Source organism: Pseudomonas sp. Ost2 (assembly GCF_018326065.1).
GTDB classification, from domain to species: Bacteria; Pseudomonadota; Gammaproteobacteria; order Pseudomonadales; family Pseudomonadaceae; genus Aquipseudomonas; species Aquipseudomonas gingeri.
The window spans coordinates 2351851-2374789 of sequence record NZ_AP021904.1; the positions used below are offsets into that span (position 1 = coordinate 2351851).

At 64.0% G+C, this 22939-nt stretch carries 19 protein-coding genes; 8 read left to right on the plus strand and 11 right to left on the minus strand.

The window, feature by feature from the left end:
- Positions 1-256 precede the first annotated feature (256 nt).
- The 3 genes from KI243_RS10190 to KI243_RS10200 all read right to left on the minus strand — a co-directional run bounded on the left by KI243_RS10190 (position 257) and on the right by KI243_RS10200 (position 2622).
- On the minus strand, positions 257-1156 hold the full coding sequence (locus tag KI243_RS10190; protein ID WP_017125810.1) for a hydroxymethylglutaryl-CoA lyase: 900 nt from the start codon (positions 1154-1156) through the stop codon (positions 257-259).
- Between the two features lie 40 nt (positions 1157-1196).
- Positions 1197-1601 (minus strand): MerR family DNA-binding transcriptional regulator, encoded by a 405-nt coding sequence (locus tag KI243_RS10195; RefSeq protein WP_017125811.1) that lies wholly within the window; start codon positions 1599-1601, stop codon positions 1197-1199.
- 91 nt (positions 1602-1692) lie between these two features.
- Positions 1693-2622: a LysR family transcriptional regulator gene (locus tag KI243_RS10200; protein ID WP_177061161.1), complete on the minus strand. Its 930-nt coding sequence runs from the start codon at positions 2620-2622 to the stop codon at positions 1693-1695.
- Between the two features lie 151 nt (positions 2623-2773).
- Here KI243_RS10200 and KI243_RS10205 point away from each other — a divergent pair, with 151 nt between their 5' ends.
- Positions 2774-4003, plus strand: a complete 1230-nt coding sequence (locus tag KI243_RS10205; protein ID WP_017125814.1) for an acyl-CoA dehydrogenase — start codon at positions 2774-2776, stop codon at positions 4001-4003.
- A 226-nt stretch (positions 4004-4229) separates the two neighbouring features.
- Here the strand turns inward: KI243_RS10205 and KI243_RS10210 are convergent, their stop codons facing one another.
- Complete coding sequence (locus KI243_RS10210; RefSeq protein WP_178991591.1) at positions 4230-5564, minus strand: substrate-binding domain-containing protein; 1335 nt, start codon at positions 5562-5564, stop codon at positions 4230-4232.
- A 223-nt stretch (positions 5565-5787) separates the two neighbouring features.
- Positions 5788-6600 (minus strand): exodeoxyribonuclease III, encoded by an 813-nt coding sequence (xthA, locus tag KI243_RS10215; protein WP_177106982.1) that lies wholly within the window; start codon positions 6598-6600, stop codon positions 5788-5790.
- Between the two features lie 192 nt (positions 6601-6792).
- Here xthA and KI243_RS10220 point away from each other — a divergent pair, with 192 nt between their 5' ends.
- From KI243_RS10220 to KI243_RS10230, 3 genes are all read left to right on the plus strand, one after another.
- Positions 6793-7443 (plus strand): GNAT family N-acetyltransferase, encoded by a 651-nt coding sequence (locus tag KI243_RS10220; RefSeq protein ID WP_017125816.1) that lies wholly within the window; start codon positions 6793-6795, stop codon positions 7441-7443.
- Positions 7444-7507: 64 nt separating this feature from the next.
- Positions 7508-9235, plus strand: coding sequence for an autotransporter assembly complex family protein (locus tag KI243_RS10225; RefSeq protein WP_177084829.1), 1728 nt, complete (start codon positions 7508-7510; stop codon positions 9233-9235).
- Positions 9232-12906, plus strand: a complete 3675-nt coding sequence (locus KI243_RS10230) for a translocation/assembly module TamB domain-containing protein (RefSeq protein ID WP_212810773.1) — start codon at positions 9232-9234, stop codon at positions 12904-12906. Before KI243_RS10225 ends, KI243_RS10230 begins: the two co-directional genes overlap by 4 nt.
- 152 nt (positions 12907-13058) lie before the next feature.
- Here the strand turns inward: KI243_RS10230 and KI243_RS10235 are convergent, their stop codons facing one another.
- A complete protein-coding gene (locus tag KI243_RS10235; protein WP_017125819.1) occupies positions 13059-14051 on the minus strand; it encodes an aldo/keto reductase in 993 nt (330 codons plus the stop codon).
- A gap of 108 nt (positions 14052-14159) precedes the next feature.
- Between KI243_RS10235 and KI243_RS10240 the strand changes: the two genes are divergently transcribed.
- Both KI243_RS10240 and KI243_RS10245 read left to right on the plus strand, forming a co-directional pair.
- A complete protein-coding gene (locus KI243_RS10240) occupies positions 14160-15071 on the plus strand; it encodes a LysR family transcriptional regulator (RefSeq protein WP_017125820.1) in 912 nt (303 codons plus the stop codon).
- A gap of 356 nt (positions 15072-15427) precedes the next feature.
- The gene (locus tag KI243_RS10245) at positions 15428-15616 is read left to right on the plus strand and encodes a hypothetical protein (protein ID WP_017132048.1); all 189 of its coding nucleotides are present in this window, start codon (positions 15428-15430) and stop codon (positions 15614-15616) included.
- Positions 15617-15619: 3 nt separating this feature from the next.
- Here the strand turns inward: KI243_RS10245 and KI243_RS10250 are convergent, their stop codons facing one another.
- Positions 15620-15997, minus strand: a complete 378-nt coding sequence (locus KI243_RS10250) for a fe2+ zn2+ uptake regulation protein (protein ID WP_017125822.1) — start codon at positions 15995-15997, stop codon at positions 15620-15622.
- A gap of 299 nt (positions 15998-16296) precedes the next feature.
- Between KI243_RS10250 and KI243_RS10255 the strand changes: the two genes are divergently transcribed.
- The gene (locus tag KI243_RS10255) at positions 16297-18645 is read left to right on the plus strand and encodes an acylase (RefSeq protein ID WP_212810774.1); all 2349 of its coding nucleotides are present in this window, start codon (positions 16297-16299) and stop codon (positions 18643-18645) included.
- Positions 18646-18754: 109 nt separating this feature from the next.
- Here the strand turns inward: KI243_RS10255 and KI243_RS10260 are convergent, their stop codons facing one another.
- On the minus strand, positions 18755-19753 hold the full coding sequence (locus KI243_RS10260) for a FecR family protein (protein ID WP_177129656.1): 999 nt from the start codon (positions 19751-19753) through the stop codon (positions 18755-18757).
- Between the two features lie 140 nt (positions 19754-19893).
- On the minus strand, positions 19894-20808 hold the full coding sequence (locus tag KI243_RS10265) for a LysR family transcriptional regulator (RefSeq protein WP_177084821.1): 915 nt from the start codon (positions 20806-20808) through the stop codon (positions 19894-19896).
- 85 nt (positions 20809-20893) lie between these two features.
- Here KI243_RS10265 and KI243_RS10270 point away from each other — a divergent pair, with 85 nt between their 5' ends.
- Positions 20894-21820, plus strand: a complete 927-nt coding sequence (locus KI243_RS10270) for a carbon-nitrogen hydrolase family protein (RefSeq protein ID WP_017125825.1) — start codon at positions 20894-20896, stop codon at positions 21818-21820.
- Between the two features lie 13 nt (positions 21821-21833).
- Here the strand turns inward: KI243_RS10270 and KI243_RS10275 are convergent, their stop codons facing one another.
- Positions 21834-22379 (minus strand): GNAT family N-acetyltransferase, encoded by a 546-nt coding sequence (locus KI243_RS10275; RefSeq protein ID WP_017125826.1) that lies wholly within the window; start codon positions 22377-22379, stop codon positions 21834-21836.
- A gap of 74 nt (positions 22380-22453) precedes the next feature.
- Positions 22454-22921, minus strand: coding sequence for an LEA type 2 family protein (locus KI243_RS10280; protein WP_017125827.1), 468 nt, complete (start codon positions 22919-22921; stop codon positions 22454-22456).
- Positions 22922-22939 lie beyond the last annotated feature (18 nt).

The window sequence follows — 22939 nt, forward strand, 5'->3', positions numbered from 1 at the left end:
CTTCTCCAAAAAAATCTGTTAGCTGCGTCTCTGCCGTGTTGTTTTTGTTATGTCAGAGTCGGTACGTCTTGTTTTTATTGGTTTGCTGCTTTTTATTCTTGTTATGCAGGAGATATAGCAGGTGGCGTGCCAACTTTTGCAAATCCTTTAAAATCAATGGGTTAAAAATTTTGTCCGACAATCGTTGCAGGAAAAATCGCTGAACCTGTTTCCGTGTTACTCGTTTGTGTTTCCAGACGGTAACACCCGGACACATTCAACCGGCCTGGCGTGCCTTGGCGACCCGCGACCCCGTAACACGTCCCAGCACCCCGCAGATTTCCTGGCCGGCCAGGAGCAGGCGATCCAGGTCGACACCGGTGTCGATGCCCAGGCCGTTGAGCATGTAGAGCACATCTTCGGTGGCGACATTGCCGCTGGCGCCCTTGGCATAGGGGCAACCGCCCAGGCCGGCGATGGAGCTGTCGAAGACCTGGATGCCTTCGAGCAGGCTGGCGTAGAGGTTGGCCATGGCCTGGCCGTAGGTGTCGTGGAAGTGCCCGGCGAGTTTGTCCCGTGGCACCTGGGCCGAGACCACCTCGAACATCCGGCGGGTGGCTCCCGGCGTGCCGGTGCCGATGGTGTCGCCGAGGGACACTTCGTAGCAGCCCATGGCATACAGCTCGCGGGCCACCACGGCGACCTGCTCGGCGGCGACCGGGCCCTCGTAGGGACAGCCGAGGACGCAGGACACATAGCCGCGCACGGTCACGCCGTGCTGGCGGGCGGCATCCATGATCGGCACGAAACGTTCGAGGCTTTCGCTGATGGAACAATTGATATTGCGTTGGGAAAAGGCCTCGGAAGCGGCGGCGAACACCGCCACCTCCCTGACCCCGGCGGCCATGGCGTCTTCGAAGCCGCGCAGGTTGGGCGCCAGGGCGCCGTAGGTGACCCCGGCCTTGCGCTGGATGCGCGCGAAGACTTCGGCGGAGCCGGCCATCTGCGGGACCCATTTGGGTGACACGAAGCTGCCGACCTCGATATAGCCCAGGCCGGCATCGGTCAGGCGGTCCACCAGGCGGACCTTGTCGTCGACGCTGATGGGCTGTGCCTCGTTCTGCAGGCCATCGCGGGGGCCGACTTCGATCAGGCGTACGTGGGTAGGTAGGGACATGGGGATACCTTGCGCAATGGGGTTGTTGTCGATGGAGCGCCTAGAGGATCTGGCTGGCCTGGGTTTCCAGGGTCTGCGCCAGGGCCTGATGGCAGCGTTCCTCGGCCGTATCGAGTTCGAGCTGCATCTGCTCGATATCCAGCAGTTGCTGTTCGAGTTGCGCACGGCGCTCGGTGATTTTCGCCAGCATGCTGTTGAGCTGTTTCTGGTTGCCGCTGGTGGGGTCGTAGAGTTCGATCAGCTCGCGGCATTCGGCGAGGGAAAAACCGATGCGCTTGCCCCGCAGGATCAGTTTCAGGGTCACCTTGTCGCGGGCCGAATAGATGCGTTCCAGGCCGCGACGCTCGGGGCAGAGCAGGCCTTGCTCTTCATAGAAGCGAATGGCCCGGGTGGTGATGTCGAGCTCGCGGGCGAGGTCGGAGATGCTGTAGGTCTGGCTGCTCATGAAAGCGCTCGGCAAAGGTCTTGGCGCTAAGCTAAGGGCTGCTTGACGTATACGTCAAGCATGTCGGCATCCGCGCGGGCCTTGTGCGGGGTCAGGCCTTGTCGAGCTTCTTCTCGTGGGCCGTGACCTGCTGGCACAACTCGATCATCTGTTCGCGCATCCAGCGGTTGGCCGGGTCCTGGTCGGTGCTTTCGTGCCAGTAGAGGTGGGTTTCCACCGGCGGCACGTCGTTGACCGGCAACTGGAAGTAATGCAGGTCGTGCCGGCGGGCGAAGCGCTCCGGCACGGTCATGACCATATCGGTCTGCTGCAATACCTGCGAGGCCATGAGGTAATGCTGGGAACGCAGGGCGATCTTGCGCTGGATGCCCATCTTGCCCAGGGCCAGGTCCACGTAGCCGAGGCCGTTGCGGCGGCTGGAAATATGGATGTGGGTCAGCCCCAGGTAATCGTCCAGGGTCAGCTTGTCCTTGCCCGCCAGCGGATGCCCCTTGCGCATGGCACAGACATAGCGGTCTTCCATCAGCTTGACATGGCGCACCTGCGGGTCGGTGTTGAGCGGTGCATCGACGGCGAAGTCGATCCGCCCGGCGGCCAGTTCCTTGGTGGTTTCGCGGCGCTTGGAGAGAAAGCTCTCGATCGCCACGGTCGGCGCCAGGCGGCGCAGGCGCTGGAACAGCGGCGGCAGGATCACCGCTTCGGTGAGGTCGGTCATGCTGATGCGGTAGGTCTTGTTCGCCTGCAACGGGTTGAAGATGCGGCTTTCCTGGACCGAGATTCGCAGCAGCGACAGGGCGTTGCGCACCGGACCGATGATGTTCTGGGCCATCGGGGTGGGCACCATGCCCTGGGCGGTGCGCACGAACAGCGGGTCGTTGAAGGTTTCGCGCAGGCGTGCCAGGGCGTTGGAAACCGCCGGCTGGGTGATACCGACGATCTGCCCGGCACGGGTCAGGTTGGCTTCGGTGTAGATGGCGTCGAAGACGATGAAAAGATTGAGGTCGACCTTGCTCAGATTCATTTCGCGGCGCTCTTATTATGGGGTTTCGATCAGCCGATCATATATCGGTGATGAATGTTAATACACGCCGAGAATAGCTTTGGTAAATTTTCGTAGCTGATCTAGCATCGATTCCATGACCCCGACCACCTGCTCAAGAAGGTAGCTGCCCATGGATTTCGCCTATTCGCCCAAGGTTCAGGAATTGCGTGAACGTGTGACCGCGTTCATGGACGCTTATGTGTATCCGGCCGAACCGGTGTTCGAACGCCAGGTCGCCGAAGGCGATCGCTGGCAGCCCACCGCGATCATGGAAGAGCTCAAGGCACGGGCCAAGGCCGAGGGCCTGTGGAACCTGTTCCTGCCGGAGTCCGAACTGGGCGCCGGCCTGACCAACCTGGAATATGCGCCCCTGGCGGAAATCATGGGCCGTTCCTTGCTGGGCCCGGAGCCGTTCAACTGCTCGGCGCCGGATACCGGCAACATGGAAGTGCTGGTGCGCTATGCCAATGAAGAACAGAAACAGCGCTGGCTCGAACCGCTGCTGCGCGGCGAGATCCGCTCGGCGTTCGCCATGACCGAGCCCGATGTCGCCTCGTCGGATGCTACCAACATGGCCGCCCGGGCCGTGCGCGATGGCGACGAGTGGGTGATCAACGGCAAGAAATGGTGGACCTCCGGCGCCTGCGATCCGCGCTGCAAGATCCTGATCTTCATGGGCCTGAGCAACCCGGACGCGCCGCGTCACCAGCAGCACTCGATGATCCTGGTGCCGGTGGATGCACCGGGTGTGAAGATCCTCCGTCCGCTGCCGGTGTTCGGTTACGACGATGCCCCCCACGGCCATGCCGAAGTGTTGTTCGAGAACGTGCGGGTGCCCTACGAGAACGTGCTGCTGGGCGAGGGGCGGGGCTTCGAGATTGCCCAGGGGCGCCTTGGCCCGGGCCGGATCCACCACTGCATGCGTTCCATCGGCATGGCCGAGCGGGCGCTGGAGCTGATGTGCAGGCGCTCGGTCAACCGTACCGCGTTCGGCAAGCCGCTGGCGCGCCTGGGCGGCAATATCGACAAGATCGCCGACTCGCGGATGGAGATCGACATGGCCCGCCTGCTGACCCTGAAGGCGGCGTACATGATGGACACCGTCGGCAACAAGGTGGCGAAAAGCGAAATCGCCCAGATCAAGGTGGTGGCGCCGAACGTGGCCCTGAAGGTGATCGACCGCGCGATCCAGATCCACGGCGGGGCCGGGGTCTCGAATGACTTCCCGCTGGCCTACATGTATGCGATGCAGCGCACCCTGCGCCTGGCCGACGGTCCGGACGAAGTGCACCGCGCGGCGATCGGCAAGTTCGAGATCGGCAAGTACGTGCCGCGGGAGATGATGCGTTCGGAACGCTGAATCCCACACCGCTGCCGGGGTGAGCCCGGTCCCCTGCAGGAGCTGGCTTGCCAGCGATGAGGTCCGTGAGGGCAAGGCTTGTCTTGAGGGCCTCATCGCCGGCAAGCCGGCTCCCACAAGGTCGGCTTCTCTCAAGTTCAGTCTCCTGTAAGGTCGGCTTCCCACAAGGTCGGCTGCCCATGAGGTCAGTCTCCAGCAAGGTCGGCCTCCCGCAAGGGCCTATCCCTCAGTACACCCACACCTCGACCCGGCGGTTCTTGATCCGTCCTTCGTCGGCGGTATTCGCCGCCACCGGCATCTGTGCGCCGAAGCCCTGGATGTCGCGAAACACCACGCCGCCCTTGAGCAGTTCCCGGCGTACCGCCATCGCTCGCAGCCTGGACAGCAACGCCGCCCGTTGCGGATCGTTCTTGGCATCGCCAAAGCCCACCAGTGTCACCCGCTTGTGCAGCTTGTTCTGGCCGCGCAGGTAATCGAGCACCCGCAGCACGTCCTGGCGGGCCTTGTTGTCCAGGCTGGCACTGCCTTCTTCGAAGCGGAAATTCACCGACAGGCGCTGCGCCCGTTTCGCCAGTTGCTGGTAGCCGGGCGGCATCTGCGCACTGGCCTGTACCGGTATCGCCTGGACGGTCTGGGCGATAAAGCCGCTGCGGGCGACAATCGCCTGTCCGGCCTTGCTCTGGGCAAAGCGCACCAGCGACTGGGCCCAGGGATTGGGCAGGTCGGGCGGCAAGTAGAAGAACAGCCGGCGTGACAGCGGATAGTCCTCGGTGGCGATCAGGCTGTTGAGCGGCAGCATCGGTTGCGAATCGCCGTCGACAATGGCCACGGCCTTGGCCCGGCGCACATAGGGCAGGCCGATGAAACCGATGCCGGCCGGATCCTGGCTCACCGCGTCCGACAGCTGTTCGCTGGACTCGAAGCGCCGGGCCCCGGCGGCCAGGGACTTGCCGCGCCGGGCGAGGACCAGGTCCTTGAACGTGTCCCAGGTCCCGGACTGGTCATCGCGGGCATACAGGTGGATCGCTCCGCCGATACCGCCCAGTTCTTCCCAGGTTTTCACCTCACCGGCGAAGATCTTCGCCAGTTGCCCGGTATCGAGCTGGTTCAGCGGGTTCTGCGGATGCAGGATGATCGCCACGCCGTCGATGGCGATCACTTGCTCGGCCTCGGGGCTTTTCAGGTCACCGAGGTGTTCCAGGGCCTGGCGTTCGGATTCCTTGATCGGTCGGGAAGCGGCGGCGAGGTCGGCGGTGCCGGCCTTGAGGGCGGCGAAGCCGGTGCTGGAGCCATGGGCGGCGACTTCCACGCTGACCCGCCGACCCTGCTCGGTGGTGGCGAGCAGCCGTTGCTCGTTGTCCTTGCCGGTGGCCGCGTCATGCACCCCGCGCAGGCCCTGTTCTTCGAGCCAGCCCTTGACCAGCGCCGGGCCGAGGCTGGCACCGATGGTGTTGGAACCCTGGATACGCAGCACCGGGCCGTCATCGGGCGGCGGCGGCAGGGCGGCCGACGCCAGGGGCGTCAGACCGCAAAATATCAGCAGGGAGAGCGCGCGCAGCATGAGGGCGGCACCTTTTATCAACAAAAGTGCTGCGAGAATGAGTCAGTCAGGTTTCAGTTAAATGACATGGGACGGGGCCGGGGCCCCTTCTTGAAAACTCCGTAGCCCCTGTAGGCGCTGGCTTGCCGGCGATGAGGCCCGTCAGAATTGCATCATCAATTCGGCCGCCATCGCTGGCAAGCCAGACTCCTACAGGGTTTTGTACTGCCTGGGAGAACGGGGATCAGCCCAGTTCCAGCCAGATCGGCGCGTGATCCGACGGTTTCTCCATGGCGCGCAGTTCGTAGTCGACACCCCCGGCCTTGACCCGCGACAGCAGGCCGTTGGAGGCCATGATCACGTCGATGCGCAGGCCGCGCTTGGGCTCGTCCTCGAAGCCGCGGCTGCGGTAGTCGAACCAGCTGAAGCGATCGTTCACCTCGGGGTGCAGGTGCCGGAAGCTGTCCACCAGGCCCCAGTTCTTCAGGCGCGCCAGCCATTCGCGTTCTTCCGGGAGGAAGCTGCACTTGCCGGTTTTCAGCCAGCGCCTGGCGTTCTCGGCACCGATGCCGATATCGTTGTCTTCCGGGGAGATATTGATGTCGCCCATCACCACCAGCGGCGTGTCATTGCTGAAACGGCTCTCCAGCAACTGTTGCAGATCCTCGTAGAAGCGCGCCTTGGCCGGGAACTTGGTCGGATGGTCGCGGCTTTCGCCCTGGGGGAAATAGCCGTTCATGATGGTCACCGGGGTGCCGTTTTCATCGGCGAAGGTGCCCCAGATAAAGCGCTTCTGCGATTCTTCGTCGTCGCTCTCGAAGCCCTTGTGCAGGCTCAATGGCGCCTGGCGCGAGAGCAGGGCGACGCCGTAATGGCCTTTCTGGCCGTGGAAGTGCACGTGGTAGCCCAGGGCTTCGACTTCGGCCTGGGGGAACTGGTCGTCGGAAACCTTGGTTTCCTGCAGGCCGATCACGTCCGGCTGGTGTTTTTCGATCAGCGCCGCCAACTGATGGGGACGGGCGCGCAGGCCGTTGATGTTGAACGAGACGATCTTCATGGGCGGCAGTCCTGGCAAAACAGCGATGCTAGCCGACAAGTCGGATCCCGGCCAGCATGGCGGTAGGACAAATGCGCTGCTAACGTCTTTTATCGAGAGGTTGTAGGCAGTCGCTTTGAACTGTCGCGCCCATCCAGCGCTCGTACATAACAACAAGCTGCGTCCACGCAGCGTTCAGGGAGATCGACCGTCATGCCCGACACTTCAGAAACCATCGCCCAGGTTCACCTGCTGGACGGTGGTTATTCACGCGAAGCCCGTTCCTTGCTGTACCAGGCCTACCGCCACGAGCCGACCTTCGGCTACCTGTTCGAGTCCGAGCGCGCGGGTTATGAACAGCGGGTCCGCGCCACGGTACGGGAACTGGTCAAGCAGCACTTTCTCCAGGAACTGCCGGCCATCGGCCTGCTGGTCAACGACCGTCTGATCGGTATTGCCCTGATCGCGCCGCCGCAACGCCGGCTGGGGATCACCGAGAGCTGGGCCTGGCGCATGCGCATGCTGCTCAGCACCGGTTTCAAATGCACCCGGCGTTACCTGGATTATCACCAGGCGGTGCTGGCCTGCGTGCCTTCCACTTCGGTGCACGTGTTGCCGCTGCTGGGGATCCATCCGCAGTTCCAGGGCCAGCACTACGGCGAGCAGCTGCTGACGGCGGTGCATAACTGGTGTGCCGAGGACGAACACTCCGAAGGCGTCATCCTCGATACCGGCAATCCGCGCTACCTGGAGTTCTACAAGCGCCAGGGCTATGAGGAGATCGGCGAAGTGGCGGTAGGGCCGATCCTGGAACATGTGTTCTATCACGCCAACCCGCAGGTGTTACAAACAGCAATGGCTTGAGTGCGAACTTTAACCCCGGACGGGGTTCTATGACGGTCCCCAGCCCGTGGTAGCATCCGCGCTTATGACGTTTTCAGGAAGATTCACCAGCGGCTTGCTCCTGCTTTTGTGCAGCATGACGGCGCTGGCACAAAGTGAACTCGATGTTCGGGTCAAACCGGCCAACGATGAGTTGAAGTCCAATGTGGAAGGTTACATCGGTAGCCTCGGCAATCGTGGCGAGCGTGGGCTCGAGCGTTTCAGCCGGGGGGCCGAGGAGCAGGCGCGAAAAGCCGCCCAGGCCCTGGGCTACTACCAGCCGCGGATAGAAACCGAGGTCGAGGGCGGCAAGACGCCGCGCCTGATCCTCACCATCGACCCCGGCGAACCGGTGCGCCTGCGCAATGTGACCGTGCGCATCGAGGGGCCGGCCACCAGCCTGAAGGCATTCCGCGTGCCGCGCAGCGATACGCTCAAGCCCGGCGCCGTGCTCAATCATGGTCATTACGAAGACGCCAAGCGACTGATCCAGAACCAGGCCTCGCGCTACGGTTTCTTCAGCGGACGCTTTACCGCGCAGAAACTCCTGGTCGACCCGCAGGCCGGTGTCGCCGATATCGAACTGGTCTACGACAGCGGCCCGCGTTATGCCCTGGGCCATGTGCATTTCGCCGGTGACACGCCGTTCGACGATGACCTGTTGCAACGCATGGTGCCATTCAAGCCCGATACCCCGTACGACTCCGAGCTGATCGCCGAACTCAACCAGGCCCTGCAATCGAGTGGTTACTTCGAGGGTGTGCGGGTGGACGCCGCACCGACCGCCGCCACGGCCCGGGTGATTCCGGTGGAGGTCCAGTTGCAGACCCGCAAGCCGCGCACCATGGGCCTGGGCCTTGGCTATTCGACCGACGTCGGCCCGCGGGGCAAGGCCAACTGGACCCGCCACTGGGTCAATGGCGAGGGTGACAGCTACGGTATCGAAAGCGAAATCTCCGCGCCGCGGCAGAACGTCGGCATCTGGTACGACCATCCGCTGGATCCGCCACTGACCGACAAGCTGCGCTGGGCGGCCGGCTATCAATATGAAGAACTGGCCAACACCGACAGCCTGAGCAAGCTGCTCACCGTCGGCCCGGAATGGCACAGCAAGCTGCCCAGCGGCTGGCAGCGGGTGATCTCGTTGAAATGGCAGCGCGAAGAGTATCGCCTGGGCGATGACTCCGGCCTGAGTACCTTGCTGATGCCGGGTGTCAGCTACTCGTACCTGCGTAGCGACAACCGCATCGACCCGCATGACGGCTATCGCCTGCAGTTCGATGCCAAGGTCGCCAAGGAGGGCCTGGGCTCGGACAACAACCTGTTGTACGGCACCGCCATGCTCAAGGGGCTGACCACGGTCCTGGACAAGCACCGTTTCCTCGGTCGGGTGCAATTCGGCGGCAGCGCCACCAACGGCTACAAGTCGGTGCCACCGTCCTTGCGTTTCTTTGCCGGTGGCGACCAGAGCGTGCGCGGCTACGAATACCAGAGCCTGTCCCCGGAAAACGACCAGGGCGATCGGATCGGTGGCCGCTACATGGTGGCCGGCAGTCTCGAGTACCAGTATTCCGTGGCTGACAAGTGGCGCATCGCGACCTTTGTCGACCAGGGCAATTCGTTCAATACCCTGGACTTTCCCAGCCTCAAGACCGGCGTCGGCATCGGCGTGCGCTGGGTTTCGCCGGTCGGTCCGATCCGTCTCGACCTGGCCCATGCGCTGGATGATCCCGGCGGTATCCGTTTGCACTTTTCAATGGGGCCTGAGCTGTGAAGCGTGGTTTGAAAATCGCCGGCCTGGTGTTCCTCGCCGGCCTGCTGCTCGTGGCGACGCTGCTGGGGCTGGTGCTGGGGACCCAGTCTGGCAGCCGCTGGGCGCTGGCCCAGGTGCCGGGCTTGAGCGTGGAGAATTTCCAGGGGCGTCTCGGCGGGCAATGGAGTGCCGATCACCTGCTCTGGCAGCAGGACGGCAGCAAGGTCGAGCTGCTGCAGCCGCGCTTCGACTGGTCGCTGCCGTGCCTGGCGCGGTTGAACCTGTGTATCGATCAACTGGATGTCGAGCGGGTCGAGCTGCACTTCGCGCCGGGCGAGCAAACCAGCAGCGGGCCGCTGACCTTGCCCGAGCTGAAATTGCCCGTGGCGATTCGCCTGGGGCAGGTGCGGATCGGCAGTCTCCTGCTGGATGGCAGCGAGCAGTTCAAGGCGTTGCAACTGGCGGCGCGCTGGGCGGACAACGGTCTGCAGATCGACACCCTGCACCTGCAACGCGATGACCTGAACTTGGAACTGTACGGGCAATTGCAGCCGACCGGTAACTGGCCACTGGCGCTGCGGGGCAAGTTGCTGCTGCCGGCACCCGGCGCCACGCCGTGGTCGCTGGCCCTGGATATCCAGGGCGACCTGCTCAAGACCTTGCGACTCAAGGCCGACAGCAGCGGTTACCTGCAAGGGCAACTGACGGGGGAGTTGCAGGCCCTGGCGGAAAACCTGCCGGCGCGGGTGAAGATCACCGCCGACGGCTTCAAGGCCAGCGCCGACCTGCCGGATACCCTGCAACTCAATCAGCTGGAACTGACCGGCAACGGCGACCTGAAGAACGGCTACCAGTTGCAGGGACAGGCGACCCTGCCGGCCGAGCAGGGGCCGATCGGCCTGGCGCTGCAAGGCCGGGTCGATGCCAACGGCGCGCAGATCGCCGCGCTGGACCTGACGGCCAGTGCCGACCAGCGCCTCAAGGTCAGCGGGCAACTGGACTGGCACCAGGGCTTCAGTGCCGACGCCAATGTCGACTGGCTGGATTTCCCCTGGCATCGGCTGTATCCGCTGATCGATGAACCGGCGGTCAAGGCGCGGACCTTTATCGGCGAAGTGCATTACACCGACGGCAACTACCTGGGCAATTTCAAGGCTGACCTCGACGGGCCAGCGGGCCGCTTCAACCTGCTCAGCCCGTTCAGCGGCGACCTGCAGCAGATCGCCCTGCCGCAATTCGAACTGACGGCGGGGCAGGGCAAGGCCAGCGGTTACCTGAAGTTGCAGTTTGCCGACGGCGTGGCCTGGGATACCGCGCTGGACCTCAGTGCGCTCAACCCGGCTTACTGGCTGGCGGAACTGCCCGGCACCCTGGCCGGGCCGTTGCGCAGCAAGGGGCAGTTCAAGAACGGGCAACTCGACCTCGCGGCCGATCTCGATCTCAAGGGCCGGCTGCGCGGGCAACCGGCGGTGCTCCAGGCCAAGGCGGCCGGGACCGGCGAGCAGTGGAATCTCGGCGCCCTGGATATTCGCCTGGGGGACAACCGCATCACCGGCAACGGCAGCCTGCAACAGCGCCTGGCCGGCCAGCTCGACCTCGATATGCCGCGTCTCGGCCAGCTCTGGCCGCAGTTGCGCGGACAGTTCAAGGGGCGGGTCGATCTCGCCGGCAGCCTCAGGGCGCCCCAGGGCAAGGTCAGCCTGCAAGGGCAGCAACTGGTGTTCGCCGACAACCGCCTGCAGAGCCTCAGCCTCGAAGCCAACCTCGACGACGCCCAGCGCGCCCGTCTCGAACTCAAAGGTAACGCGATCAAGCTCGGGGAAACCGACCTGGGCAACCTGCTGGTCAATGGTCAGGGCGATCTCAAGCGCCAGCAACTGCAACTGGATCTGCAGGGGCCCCTGCTGAAACTGGCCCTGGGCCTGGACGGTACGCTGGACCAGGGCAACTGGCGCGGCCGCCTGGCCTCGGGCGACGTGCAGACCGGCGGCCAGGACTGGAAACTGCAGAACCCGGCGAAACTGGAGCGGCTGGCCGATGGTCGGTTGACCTTTGGTGCCCATTGCTGGATGTCCGGCGACGCCAGCCTGTGCGGCGAGGACCAGCGCCTGATGCCAGAGCCCAAATTGCGTTATCACCTCAAGCAATTCCCCCTGGAAAGCCTGGCGCAGTGGATGCCCCGGGATTTCGCCTGGCAGGGCCGGCTCAACGCCGACCTGCAACTGGACCTGCCGGCGGGCGGGCCGAAAGGCCAGATCGTGGTCGACGCCAGTGGCGGCACCTTGCGCATCCGCGAGAAGCGCCGCAAGTGGCTGGACTTCCCCTATGAAACCCTCCGCCTGACCAGCAACCTGACGCCTCGGCGGGTCGATACCCATCTGGATTTTCGCGGCGGCAAGCTGGGCGAACTGACCCTCCAGGCGCAGATCAATCCGCTGGCGAAGAACAAACCCCTGAGTGGCGATTTTCGTCTCGGCGGGCTTGATCTCACCGTGATCCGGCCTTTCGTGCCGATGGTCGAGAAACTGGCCGGGCGCCTGGACGGCAGCGGACGTTTGTCCGGTGGCCTGCTGGCGCCGCAGGTCAACGGCAACCTGAGCCTCAGTGGTGGGGAAATCTCGGGGCCGGAACTGCCGACCACGATCAGCGACCTGCAGATCCAGGCGCAGATCGCCGGCGAGAACGTGCAGCTCAATGGCACCTGGAAGGGTGGCGAGTCGGGGCAGGGCAGCCTGGGCGGGCATGTCGGCTGGGCTGACGCGCTGCTGGTGGATATCGCGGTCAAGGGCGCGCAATTGCCAGTGACCGTCGAACCCTACGCGACTCTGGAAGTCGCCCCGGACCTGAAGATTTCCATGCGCGGCGACAAGCTGGCGATCGTGGGCAAGGTCCTGGTGCCCAAGGGCGAAATCACCGTGCGCGAGTTACCGCCGTCGACCGTCAAGGTGTCGGACGACACGGTGATCGTCGGGCACCAGACCGAAGAGGGCAAGACCCCGCTGGCCATCGCCATGGACATCGATGTCGTGGTCGGCCAGGACAAGCTGAGCTTCAGCGGCTTCGGCCTCACTGCGAACCTGGCGGGGCAGGTGCATATCGGTGACAACCTCGATACCCGTGGCGAGTTGCGGCTCAATGACGGACGTTACCGGGCCTACGGCCAGCGCCTGACCATCCGCCGCGCGCGCCTGCTGTTTGCCGGCCCGGTCGACCAGCCGTACCTGGATATCGAGGCGATCCGCCAGACCGACGATGTGATCGCCGGGATCCGCCTGAGCGGCAGCGCCGAGCAACCGACCACGCAGATCTTCTCGGAACCGGCCATGAGCCAGGAACAGGCCTTGTCCTACCTGGTGCTGGGGCGTCCGTTGAGCACCACCGGGGAAGACAACAACATGCTCGCCCAGGCCGCCCTGGGGTTGGGCCTGATGGGCAGTTCGTCGGTGACCTCGGACCTGGCGAAGAACCTCGGCATCCAGGATTTCGAGCTGGATACCCAGGGCAGTGGCAACAACACGGCGGTGGTGGCCAGCGGCAAGATCACCGAAAAGCTCAGCCTGCGTTACGGCGTGGGCGTGTTCGAACCCGCCAATACCATTGCCTTGCGCTACCTGCTGAGCAAGCGCGTGTACCTGGAGGCGGCGAGTGGCGTGGCGAGTTCGCTGGATATCTTCTACAAGCGGGATTTCTGAGGGGAGGAGCCGGCAGGCGCAGGAGCGCCGGGCCAGCTCCCACAAGGGCTATGGCGCGCCACCGATTGAATCTGTGGGAGTCGGCTTACCGACGAAGGCGCCCTGACAGACACCGCAAGGCCCAGGGGCCTCTTCGCTGGCAAGCCGTTTGCTCAGCGGTTGAGGCTGCTCATCGCCGCCTCGGGGTAACGGGTGCCCGCCGCCGCATTTGCCGGGAAAACCGCCTCCAGCGCCTGCAGTTCAGCCGTGCTCAACTGCACGTCCAGTGCGCCGACATTCTCTTCCAGGTACTTGCGCTGCTTGGTCCCGGGAATCGGAATCAGGTAGTCGCCCTGGGCCAATACCCAGGCCAGCGCCAGTTGCCCGGCGCTGACCCCTTTCTGCGCGGCCAGTGCCTGCACCTGCGCAACCAGTTGCAGGTTCTTCGCGAAATTCTCGCCCTGGAAGCGCGGGCTGGTGCGACGGAAGTCGTCGGCGGCAAAGTCGTCCGGGGTTTTCAGCGCTCCGGTGAGGAAGCCCCGGCCCAGCGGGCTGTAGGGTACGAACGCAATGCCCAGTCGTTGGCAGGCCTGCAGGCAACCGTTGTCCTCCTGGTCGCGGCTCCACAGCGAGTATTCGCTTTGCAGCGCGCTGATCGGATGGACCTTGTGCGCGCGTTCCAGGGTCGCCGCCGAGGCTTCGCTCAGGCCCAGATAACGTACCTTGCCGGCCTTGACCAGTTCGGCCATGGCACCGACGGTTTCCTCGATGGCCACGTGCGGATCGATACGGTGCTGGTAGTACAGGTCCAGGGTTTCGATGCCCAGGCGCTTGAGGGTACCGTCGATGGAGCTGCGGACATACTCCGGCCGGCCGTTGACCCCGCGCAGGGAGGGATTGGCCGGGTCGCGCAGGATGCCGAACTTGCTCGCCAGGAATACCTGGTCGCGCTTGCCGGCGATCGCCTTGCCGATCAGTTCTTCGTTGCTGTAGGGACCATAGATATCGGCGGTATCCAGCAGGGTCACGCCCAGCTCCAGGGCGCGGTGCAGGGTGGCGACGGCTTCGCCGGTGCCGCCGGTGGTATAGAAATCGCTCATGCCCATGCAGCCCAGGCCGATGGCGGAAACCTGCGGGCCGTTCCTGCCCAGTTGACGAGTGTGCATCGTTGGCGCTCCTGTACGAAAGATTGCCCATTGTGGTCCTCGACAAAAGCGCGATAAACCCGTTAAAAGTGCTATCACTGTTCGTATTTTCTAAATAATGGATCGCTGATGGACCGTTTCAACGCCATGCGCGTATTTACCCGGATCGTCGAGCTGGGCGGTTTCGCCAAGGCTGCGGACAGCCTGCAACTGCCCCGTGCCTCGGTGACGATCCTGGTCAAGCAGTTGGAGGCGCACCTGGGTGTGCAGTTGCTGCGCCGTACCACCCGCCAGGTCAGCACCACCCTCGACGGCGCGGCCTATTACCAGCGCTGCGTGCGCCTGCTGGCGGACCTGGAAGAAACCGAGGCGGTGTTTCGCGCCACGCGCCTGAATCCGCGCGGCACCTTGCGGGTCGACATGCCGGCGGCCATCGGGCGGCTGATCGTGATCCCGGTGCTGCCGGAGTTCACCGAGCGTTATCCGCTGATCGAGCTGGAGATCGGTCTCAACGACCGCCCCGTGGACCTGATTCGCGAAGGCATCGATTGCGTGTTGCGCGGTGGCGGGGTGCTGGACGACTCGCTGGTGGCAAGGCCGCTGGTGACGGTCGAACAGGTGATCTGCGCCAGCCCGGCCTATCTGCACAAGCACGGCGTGCCCGACTCGCTGGAGGCGCTCTCGGCCCATCGGATGGTCGAGTACTTTTCCAGCGCCAGCGGCAAGCGCTATGGCCTGGATTTTCTCCACGACGGTCAGTTGCAGGCCCTGCACCTGGCCAGGCAGGTCGCGGTCAGCAGCGCCGATGGCTACCTGGCCGCCTGCGAAGCCGGATTCGGCCTGGCACAGATTCCGTACTACCACGTGGTCGAGCAATTGCGCGATGGTCGACTGTGCGAGGTGCTGCCGGGGATAGCGCAGCCGGGCTTGCCGCTGTCCGCCCTCTACCCGCCGCATCGCCAGTTGTCCCAGCGGGTGCGGGTGTTCGTCGATTGGCTGGTGGAGGTGTGTGCCCGGCCGGGCATCGGTTTCCAGCGTTGAGGGGCGGGGGCCTGAAACGAAACGGGTGAGCCGCAGGGCTCACCCGTGGATGTCAGCGATGGTAGTAACCGGGACCGCCTCCGTAATAACGGTGGTCATGCCAGCCACCACCGCCGTGGGGAAATATGATGCAACCGCTCATGGACAACATGAGCAACACAGGAATCAGCAGTGTGATTCGACGAAACATGGACACATCCTCATGGTTGAAGCCGGGAAGCGAAAACTCTTGCCCGGCTGTATCATGAGACTGCGTTTGGCCCGGCTTATTCGGCGAGCGCTGTAGGCGCTTGGCATGAATGCCGATACAAACCCGATACAATTTTCCGTTTCAGGCTTTTTTCAGGACGCACGCAATGACCCAGGCACAACGTTTGAAATACTCGATTCTGATCGTCCTGGTGGTGCTGGGGATCATGTTCGGCCTCACCTACCTGCAGAACACCGGTGTGATCAGCGAGAAGCTGTTCCAGTACATCGCCATCGGCGTGGCGGTGGTCGTGGTGATCATCAACGGCGTGATGCGTCGCAAGGTCAAGCCCTGACCCTCAATCCTGCTGTTCCAGCGCCGCCAGGGCGTCCGGATGCAGGCTGTAGCTCTTGTCCGTGTTGAGCACCACGACACCTTCGCTGCACAAGCGCTTGAGCACTTCGCGCACGCTGAGGAAGGACAACGGAATGTCCAGCTCCAGCAGATGACTGTGGACGCCGCGCACGCCCAGGCGGCGCTGGCCGTTGCCGGCGTCGAGCAGGGCATCGATCACCTTCAGCCGGATCAGGCTGGTGCGCAAGCCGAAGTGCTTGAGCAGTTGGCGAATACGCTCGTTGCCATTGCGCTCGGCGGGTTTGGCAAACATGGCGCCCGAGCTGTAGGTAGGATCGCGTTGCAAGGAAATACCGTCCGTTGGCCTGTGCTGGTCGTACATGCAAAAACTCCTTTTCAGAGCCTGATCAGGAAAGTGATGTCTGCTCTCGCTTGTTAAGACGAACGAGACGGATAAATCATGAAGCCCCGAATGTAGAAAATTTGTCGCTATCAGGTCGCAGGCATGTCGAGGCGCTGAACCGCAGCTGTCCGATCGACTAAATTCCGCGTGCGGCATTCGTCTTTATGGGCAGGCATCGGCTGCCCGTTGCTTTTCCCCGTGGGCGCCGGTTTTTCCAGGCGCCCGTTCGTGTCATGTCTCGCGCTGCCTGGTACTCGATTGTTCTATCAGGAGTCTGCGTGATCACTTCCCGGCCATTTTCCAGGTGCTGCCTTGCAACGTTGCTGATCGGCCTGAGCCTGGGCGCCCATGCCCGTTCCGCACACAGCGAATTGAGCGCCGATATCCGTCGCACCACCTTCGGTGTCCCGCACATCCTGGCGAGCGATGAACGAGGCCTGGGCTATGGCATCGGTTACGCCTATGCCCAGGACAACCTGTGCCTGCTGGCCAACGAGATCGTCACGGTCAACGGCGAGCGCTCGAAGTATTTCGGCCCCGAGGCGCTGACCGTCGAACAACGGGAAAACCTCACCAGCGACCTGTTCTTCAACTGGCTCAACACGCCGGCGGCGGTTTCGGCGTTCTGGCAGGCGCAGAGCCCGGAGATCAGGCAGCGGGTCGAGGGGTATGTCGCCGGCTACAACCGGCAGTTGCGCGAGCGCCAGGCCCAGGGCCTGCCGGCGCAGTGCCAGGGTGACTGGGTGCGACCGATCACCGTGCTGGACCAGGTCAAGCTGACCCGGCGCCTGCTGGTCGAAGGTGGTGTCGGTCAGTTCGCCGAAGCGCTGGTGGCGGCAACGCCGCCCGAACAGACCGCGCAGGTACCATCGATGGCCTTCGAACTGGCTGCTGAACGCATGCAACGGTTCGCCCTGGATCGCGGCAGCAACGGCGTGGCGGTCGGACGCGAGCGCTCGTTCAACGGTCGTGGCCTGCTGCTCGGCAACCCGCATTTTCCGTGGGTCGGCGGCATGCGTTTCTATCAGATGCACCTGACCATTCCCGGTCAGCTCGATGTGATGGGCGCCGCGCTGCCCGGCCTGCCGCTGATCAATATCGGCTTCAGCCAGCACCTGGCCTGGACCCACACGGTCGACACGTCCAAGCATTTCACCCTCTATCGACTGCAACTCGACCCCAAGGACCCGACCCGTTATCTGCTCGATGGAAAATCCACGGCCATGGACAAGCGCCAGGTGACTGTCCAGGTTCGCCAGCCGGATGGCAGCCACAAGGCGGTCTCGCGGGTGGTCTACAGCTCGGTGTTCGGACCGGTGGTGCAATGGCCCGGCAAGCTCGACTGGAACCGCGAGGTCGCCTTCAGCCTGCGTGATGCCAACCAGGACAACGACCGCGTGCTGCAGCAGTGGTACGCGATGAACCGGGCCGGCAGCCTCAAGGCCTTGCAGGCGGCGGTGCACAAGATCCAGGGGATTCCCTGGGTCAACACCCTGGCGGTGGATGACCAGGGCCGGGCGCTGTACATGAACCTGTCGGTCGTGCCTTATGTGGACGCCGCCAAGCTGGGCGAATGCAGTGACCCGCGGGCCGGCACCGAGCTGATCGTGCTCGATGGATCGCGCCGCGGCTGTGCCTGGAGCGTGGCGGCGAACGCTGCGCAGAAGGGGATCTTCCCGGCGGACCGGCTGCCGCAACTGGAGCGCGGCGATTATGTGCAGAACTCCAATGACTCGGCCTGGATGGTCAATCCGGCGGCGCCGCTCAAGGGTTTTTCGCCGGTGATCAGCCGTGACGGCCAGCCCCTTGGCCAGCGTGCACGCTTTGCCCTCGATCAACTGGCGCGCCTGAACCAGGCCGGGCCGGTCAAGGTCGAGGATCTGCAGCGGATGGTGATGGACGACCAGGTCTACCTCGCCGGCCAGGTGCTACCGGACCTGCTGCAGTTCTGTGCCGCCGACCTGGGCGCGGACGCCACGGCCCTGATACCGCTGTGCGACAGCCTGAAGAGCTGGGACCAGCACGCCAACCTGCAGAGTGGCCTGGGTTTTGTGCATTTCCAGAATGTCATGGGGCAGTTGTTCGAGAGTGGCGATATCTGGCGGGTCAAGTTCGATCCGGCCGATCCGCAGCACACCCCGCGCGGACTGGACATCGAGCAGGCCGACGTGGCCAGGGCCGTGCGCGAAGCGATGCTGGCGTCGGTCGAGAGCGTGAACAAGGCGGGGCTGAAGTCCGATACGCGGTGGGGCGATGTGCAGCAGGTCAGCCAGGGCGGGCAACCGGTACCGGTGCATGGCGGGCCGGCCACGCTGGGGGTGTACAACGCGATCCAGAGTGTTCCCGGCGAGGACGGCAAGCGCGAGGTGGTCAGCGGCACCAGCTACCTGCAGGTGGTCAGCTTCGACGACAACGGTCCGCAGGCCCAGGGCCTGCTGGCGTTCTCACTGTCCAGCGACCCGGCTTCGGCGCATTTCCGCGACCAGACCGAAGCGTTCTCGAAGAAGACCTGGAGCGTGCTGCCGTTTACCGAGCAGCAGATCAAGGCCGACAAGCAGTATCGCTTGCAGGTGATCAGCGAGAAGCAGGAAGCAGCGCCTGTGGGCGGGAAGCTGGCGCGGGAGTAACAGAGTCTGTGGGAGCGGGCTTGCCCGCGAAGAGGCCAGTGAGAACGCCAAAAGCTTCGCGGGCAAGCCCGCTCCCACAGGTTAAAGGTTGCACAGGTCGAAGGCTGTGTCAGGTCCGCGGCTTGTCCCGGGGAATCGAATTGAGCACCGGATTGCCGTCTTTGTTCTGGGTCAGGTAGACCGGCAGTACCTTGGGCAGCGATGTGACCAGCTTTTTCACCTCCCCGGTGCTGTAGATTCCACCGATGCGGATCGCCCCGGTAGCCGGGTCCGCCAGCAATACCGGGCTGCTCAGGTAGCGGTTGATCAGCGGCAGGGCGTCGCTCAGGCTCAGGTTGTCGAGGATCAGCTTACCGTTGCGCCAGGCCAGGGAGGCGTCGTTGGCGTAGGTCTGGCTGATCTGCGGCTCGTAGTCGCCGGCCTTGTAGCGCGCCTGCATGCCCGGATCGAGGCGATAGCCGCCAGGTTGGCTGGTGTCGCTGCTGACCAGGACCGAGCCCTGGAGCAGGGTCACGCGGACCTGGTCTTCGTACATCCAGACATTGAAGCGGGTCCCGGTGACCCGGATCTGGCCCTTGGCGGCCTTCACCACGAAGGGGTGTTCGGTGTCATGGCTGACGTCGAAAAAGGCCTCGCCCTTTTTCAGCGTGACCCGTCGTTGATTCTTGTAGTTGCTGTAGGTCAGCTGGGTGCCGAGGTTCAATTCCACCTGGCTGCCGTCGGCGAGGGTGACGCGCTCGACCTGGCCCCTGGCCTCGAAGCTCTGGTAGGAGCTGGGCACCCAGCCAAGGTTCCAGCCGATATAGCCGGCCAGCGGAATCGCCAGCAGGCTGACGGCGGCAGCGACCCCATAACGTGGCCAACGGCGGTGCCTGACCGGCAACGGGATCACCTCGGCTTCGACCGGGCGGGGCAGGTGATCGGCGACTTCCCAGATCTCCAGCATCGCCTCGTATTCGAAGGCATGCAGCGGGTCAGCCTTGAGCCAGGCGTCGAACTGCGCGCGCTCGGCCGCCGTGCAATCCTGCTCATGCAGCCGCATGCACCAATGCGCGGCGGCATCAGTGATCGCATCGTACTCGGCTTCGGAGAGGATCGGCTCTGTCATTGACTCTTCCCTATTTCCTACATTCTAACCTTCCCTGGCACTTGCCGAGAACAGTAGATGGCAAATGCATATCAGTTCGGCTCGAGTTTTTCACCAAACGGCCCGGTAAAACAGCCCCCCTCGCGGATTTTCATGATGGTTCATGTGATGTGAAAACATTGCAAAATCGCTGCTTGCACCTGGGTCACGGCCGGATCGAGCGACGCACTGGTACGCCAGCCCAGTTCGATCGGGTAGTGCGGCAGCGCCATGGGGCAGGGCAGCAGGCTCAGTCCGCTCAGTTCGGCGATGGCCCGTGCCGCGTGGCCGGGAATGGTCGCCACTGCCTGGCTGCCCCGGAGCAGATGGGGCAATGCGGCGAAATGGCTGGTCGAGGCGCTGACATGACGGCTCAGGCCGAGTCCGGCCAGCGCTTCGTCGGTGATGCCGATAAAACCGCCGGATGACACCAGGATGTGGTCGCGGGCCACGAACTGCTCAAGACTCAGGCGGGTCTGCCCGGCTGCCAGGCTTTGCGGGTCGACCAGGCAGCCATAATCGCCTTCCCCCAGCACTCGCCGGCTGAGCAGGCGTTCGGCGAAACCGCCGGCGGTGATGGCCAGGTCGAAATGGCGTTGCATCAGCCCTTCGCCGACGATCTGGCTGTGGGTCTGGCGAAAGATCAGGCGCAGGCGCGGTGCCTGCACGGCGATCAGTTCCATCAGACGTCGGCCGTAGGCGATTTCGAAGTCGTCCGACAGCCCGATGATCACCGAGCGACCCTCGTAGTGCTGGGCATGCGGATCCACCAGGGCCAGGCTTTGCCGGCATTTGTTCAGGGCTTCGCTGATCACCGGCTTGAGCTGGTTGGCGCACAGGGTCGGGGCCAGTCCGCGCCCGGTACGAACGAACAGCGGATCGCCGTAGACCTCGCGCAAGCGCCGCAGGGCGGCACTGATGGCCGATTGCGTGACACCCAGGCGCACGGCGGCGCGGCTGGCGCTGGATTCGTCGTGCAGGGCCTCGAAGACCTTGAGCAGGTTGAGGTCGAGGGTCTTGATATTCGTCTTGTTCATATCATTCAGTGATGAAGTGGGCTTTATTCATGATCCGGTTCGCCACGACAATCTGCAACACGCATTCATTCCCGGAGAACAGCCCATGTCCAAGTCCATCGTCGCCGCGTTGCAAATCGGTTCCCTGCCGGGAGGCAAGGGCGAAACCCTGGAGCAGATCCTGGGCTATGAAGCCGCGATCACTGCCGCCGGTGCCAGCCTGGTGGTGATGCCGGAAGCCCTGCTCGGTGGCTACCCGAAAGGCGAGACTTTCGGCACCCAGCTCGGTTATCGCCTGCCGGAAGGACGCGAGGCGTTCGCCCGTTATCACGCCAATGCGATCGATGTGCCGGGACCGGAAACCGAGGCCTTGTGCGGCTTGTCGGCGCGCACCGGGGCCAACCTGGTCCTCGGGGTGATCGAGCGCAGCGGCCATACCCTGTATTGCACCGTGCTGTTTTTCGATCCGCAGCAGGGCCTGGCAGCCAGGCACCGCAAGCTCATGCCCACCGGCACCGAGCGGCTGATCTGGGGCAAGGGCGACGGTTCGACCCTGCCGGTGCTGGAGGGCAAGGCCGGGCGTATCGGCTCGGCGGTCTGCTGGGAAAACTACATGCCGCTGCTGCGCACCGCGATGTATGCCAAGGGCGTGGATATCTGGTGCGCACCCACGGTGGACGAGCGGGAGATGTGGCAGGTATCCATGCGGCATATCGCCTGCGAGGGGCGCTGTTTCGTGGTCAGTGCCTGCCAGGTCCAGCCGTCACCCGCCGACCTGGGCCGCGACATCGCCAACTGGCCCGCCGAGCGTCCGTTGATCAACGGTGGCAGCCTGATCGTCGGTCCCATGGGCGATGTCCTGGCCGGGCCGCTGGTCGGTGAAGCCGGCCTGCTCGTGGCCGAGATCGATACCGCACAGTTGGTCCGCGCCCGTTATGATTTCGACGTCACCGGCCACTATGCCCGTCCGGACGTGTTCGAATTGCAGGTGGACGAGCGGGCCAGGCCGGGCGTGCGTTTTCTCCAGGATTGAGCGACTGGAGCGTTCAGCGGCCGCGCCGCCATTCTTCGCGGGTGATTTCCCAGATATCGCAGGGCAGTCGCCCGCTGACGAATGAGCGTTCCTCGCTGCGGACCAGGCGCATGCCCTGGCGTTCGGAGAGCCGTCGCGAGGCCTGGTTGAGCGCGGCCTTGGGCACGCGCAACACGCTCTGCCCGAGGGTTTCGAACCAGTAGTCGGTGACGGCGACGCTGGCTTCGGCCATCAGTCCCCGGCCTTGCCATTGTGGCGCCAGCCAGAACCCACGGTTGTTGTCGATTTCGGTCATCAGGCTGATGGAGCCGATCAACTGTTCGGGCGCCGACTGCAAACGGATCGACCAGTGCCATTCCTCGCCGCGCTCGATGGCGGGCAGGGCATTGTCGCGCAGATAACTCAAGGCGCCGTCGGCCGGGTAGGGCCAGGGCACCAGGGCATTGAGATAACGCACCACTTCCCAGTGCGCGAAGAGTTGCTGGATAGCCGCTGCGTCGGTCAGTGACAGGGGCTGCAGGACCAGGCGTTCGGTCCGTAGCGTGGGGTATCTTTCCATGGGGCGTGCCGTCCTGGACGCGATGACAAGACGGCTTTATAGCAGGGGTTGCCGGCCGTTGGACAGGGGATTGCTCACCAGGTGCCGGCGTTGGGGCCCGACAGGTTCAACTGGCCCCGCTCGACGAAACGCATCGTGCCGAACAGCCCGCCGGCCAGCTTGCCACGCAGGACGTAGGGCAGGTTGTCGAGCCTCTGCGCCTGGCTCAGGCCGAGGGTCTGGCGCAGCACGGAAAATGCCGAGACGCTGATCGGCACCGTCAGGGTCGCTTCGGAGAAACGCTGGATCGAGCCCTGCTGGTTGCTCACGCCGGAGGCCAGCGGGCGGCCGTTGACCTCCAGGTCGAGGGCCACGCCGTTGTAGTCGATGGCGTTTTCATTGGGGTTCTGCAGGCGCAGGGTCACGGCGAAACGCACCTCCATGTCCTGGCTGGGCAGCGGTTCGATGCCGACCACATTGATATTCAGTGGATCGCGATCCGGGAACAGGGCGCAGGCACCGAGGGTCAGGAACAGCAGGCCGAGGCCCAGGAGTTTGCGCATGGCGGAGGTCTCTCGAAA

Excerpts from the sequence above, each read along its gene's own strand:
- KI243_RS10190 (WP_017125810.1), bottom strand. The coding sequence starts at position 1,156 with ATGTCCCTACCTACCCACGTACGCCTGATCGAAGTCGGCCCCCGCGAT.
- KI243_RS10195 (WP_017125811.1), bottom strand. The coding sequence starts at position 1,601 with ATGAGCAGCCAGACCTACAGCATCTCCGACCTCGCCCGCGAGCTCGAC.
- KI243_RS10200 (WP_177061161.1), bottom strand. The coding sequence starts at position 2,622 with ATGAATCTGAGCAAGGTCGACCTCAATCTTTTCATCGTCTTCGACGCC.
- KI243_RS10205 (WP_017125814.1), top strand. The coding sequence starts at position 2,774 with ATGGATTTCGCCTATTCGCCCAAGGTTCAGGAATTGCGTGAACGTGTG.
- KI243_RS10210 (WP_178991591.1), bottom strand. The coding sequence starts at position 5,564 with ATGCTGCGCGCGCTCTCCCTGCTGATATTTTGCGGTCTGACGCCCCTG.
- xthA (WP_177106982.1), bottom strand. The coding sequence starts at position 6,600 with ATGAAGATCGTCTCGTTCAACATCAACGGCCTGCGCGCCCGTCCCCAT.
- KI243_RS10220 (WP_017125816.1), top strand. The coding sequence starts at position 6,793 with ATGCCCGACACTTCAGAAACCATCGCCCAGGTTCACCTGCTGGACGGT.
- KI243_RS10225 (WP_177084829.1), top strand. The coding sequence starts at position 7,508 with ATGACGTTTTCAGGAAGATTCACCAGCGGCTTGCTCCTGCTTTTGTGC.
- KI243_RS10235 (WP_017125819.1), bottom strand. The coding sequence starts at position 14,051 with ATGCACACTCGTCAACTGGGCAGGAACGGCCCGCAGGTTTCCGCCATC.
- KI243_RS10240 (WP_017125820.1), top strand. The coding sequence starts at position 14,160 with ATGGACCGTTTCAACGCCATGCGCGTATTTACCCGGATCGTCGAGCTG.
- KI243_RS10245 (WP_017132048.1), top strand. The coding sequence starts at position 15,428 with ATGACCCAGGCACAACGTTTGAAATACTCGATTCTGATCGTCCTGGTG.
- KI243_RS10250 (WP_017125822.1), bottom strand. The coding sequence starts at position 15,997 with ATGTACGACCAGCACAGGCCAACGGACGGTATTTCCTTGCAACGCGAT.
- KI243_RS10260 (WP_177129656.1), bottom strand. The coding sequence starts at position 19,753 with ATGACAGAGCCGATCCTCTCCGAAGCCGAGTACGATGCGATCACTGAT.
- KI243_RS10265 (WP_177084821.1), bottom strand. The coding sequence starts at position 20,808 with ATGAACAAGACGAATATCAAGACCCTCGACCTCAACCTGCTCAAGGTC.
- KI243_RS10270 (WP_017125825.1), top strand. The coding sequence starts at position 20,894 with ATGTCCAAGTCCATCGTCGCCGCGTTGCAAATCGGTTCCCTGCCGGGA.
- KI243_RS10275 (WP_017125826.1), bottom strand. The coding sequence starts at position 22,379 with ATGGAAAGATACCCCACGCTACGGACCGAACGCCTGGTCCTGCAGCCC.
- KI243_RS10280 (WP_017125827.1), bottom strand. The coding sequence starts at position 22,921 with ATGCGCAAACTCCTGGGCCTCGGCCTGCTGTTCCTGACCCTCGGTGCC.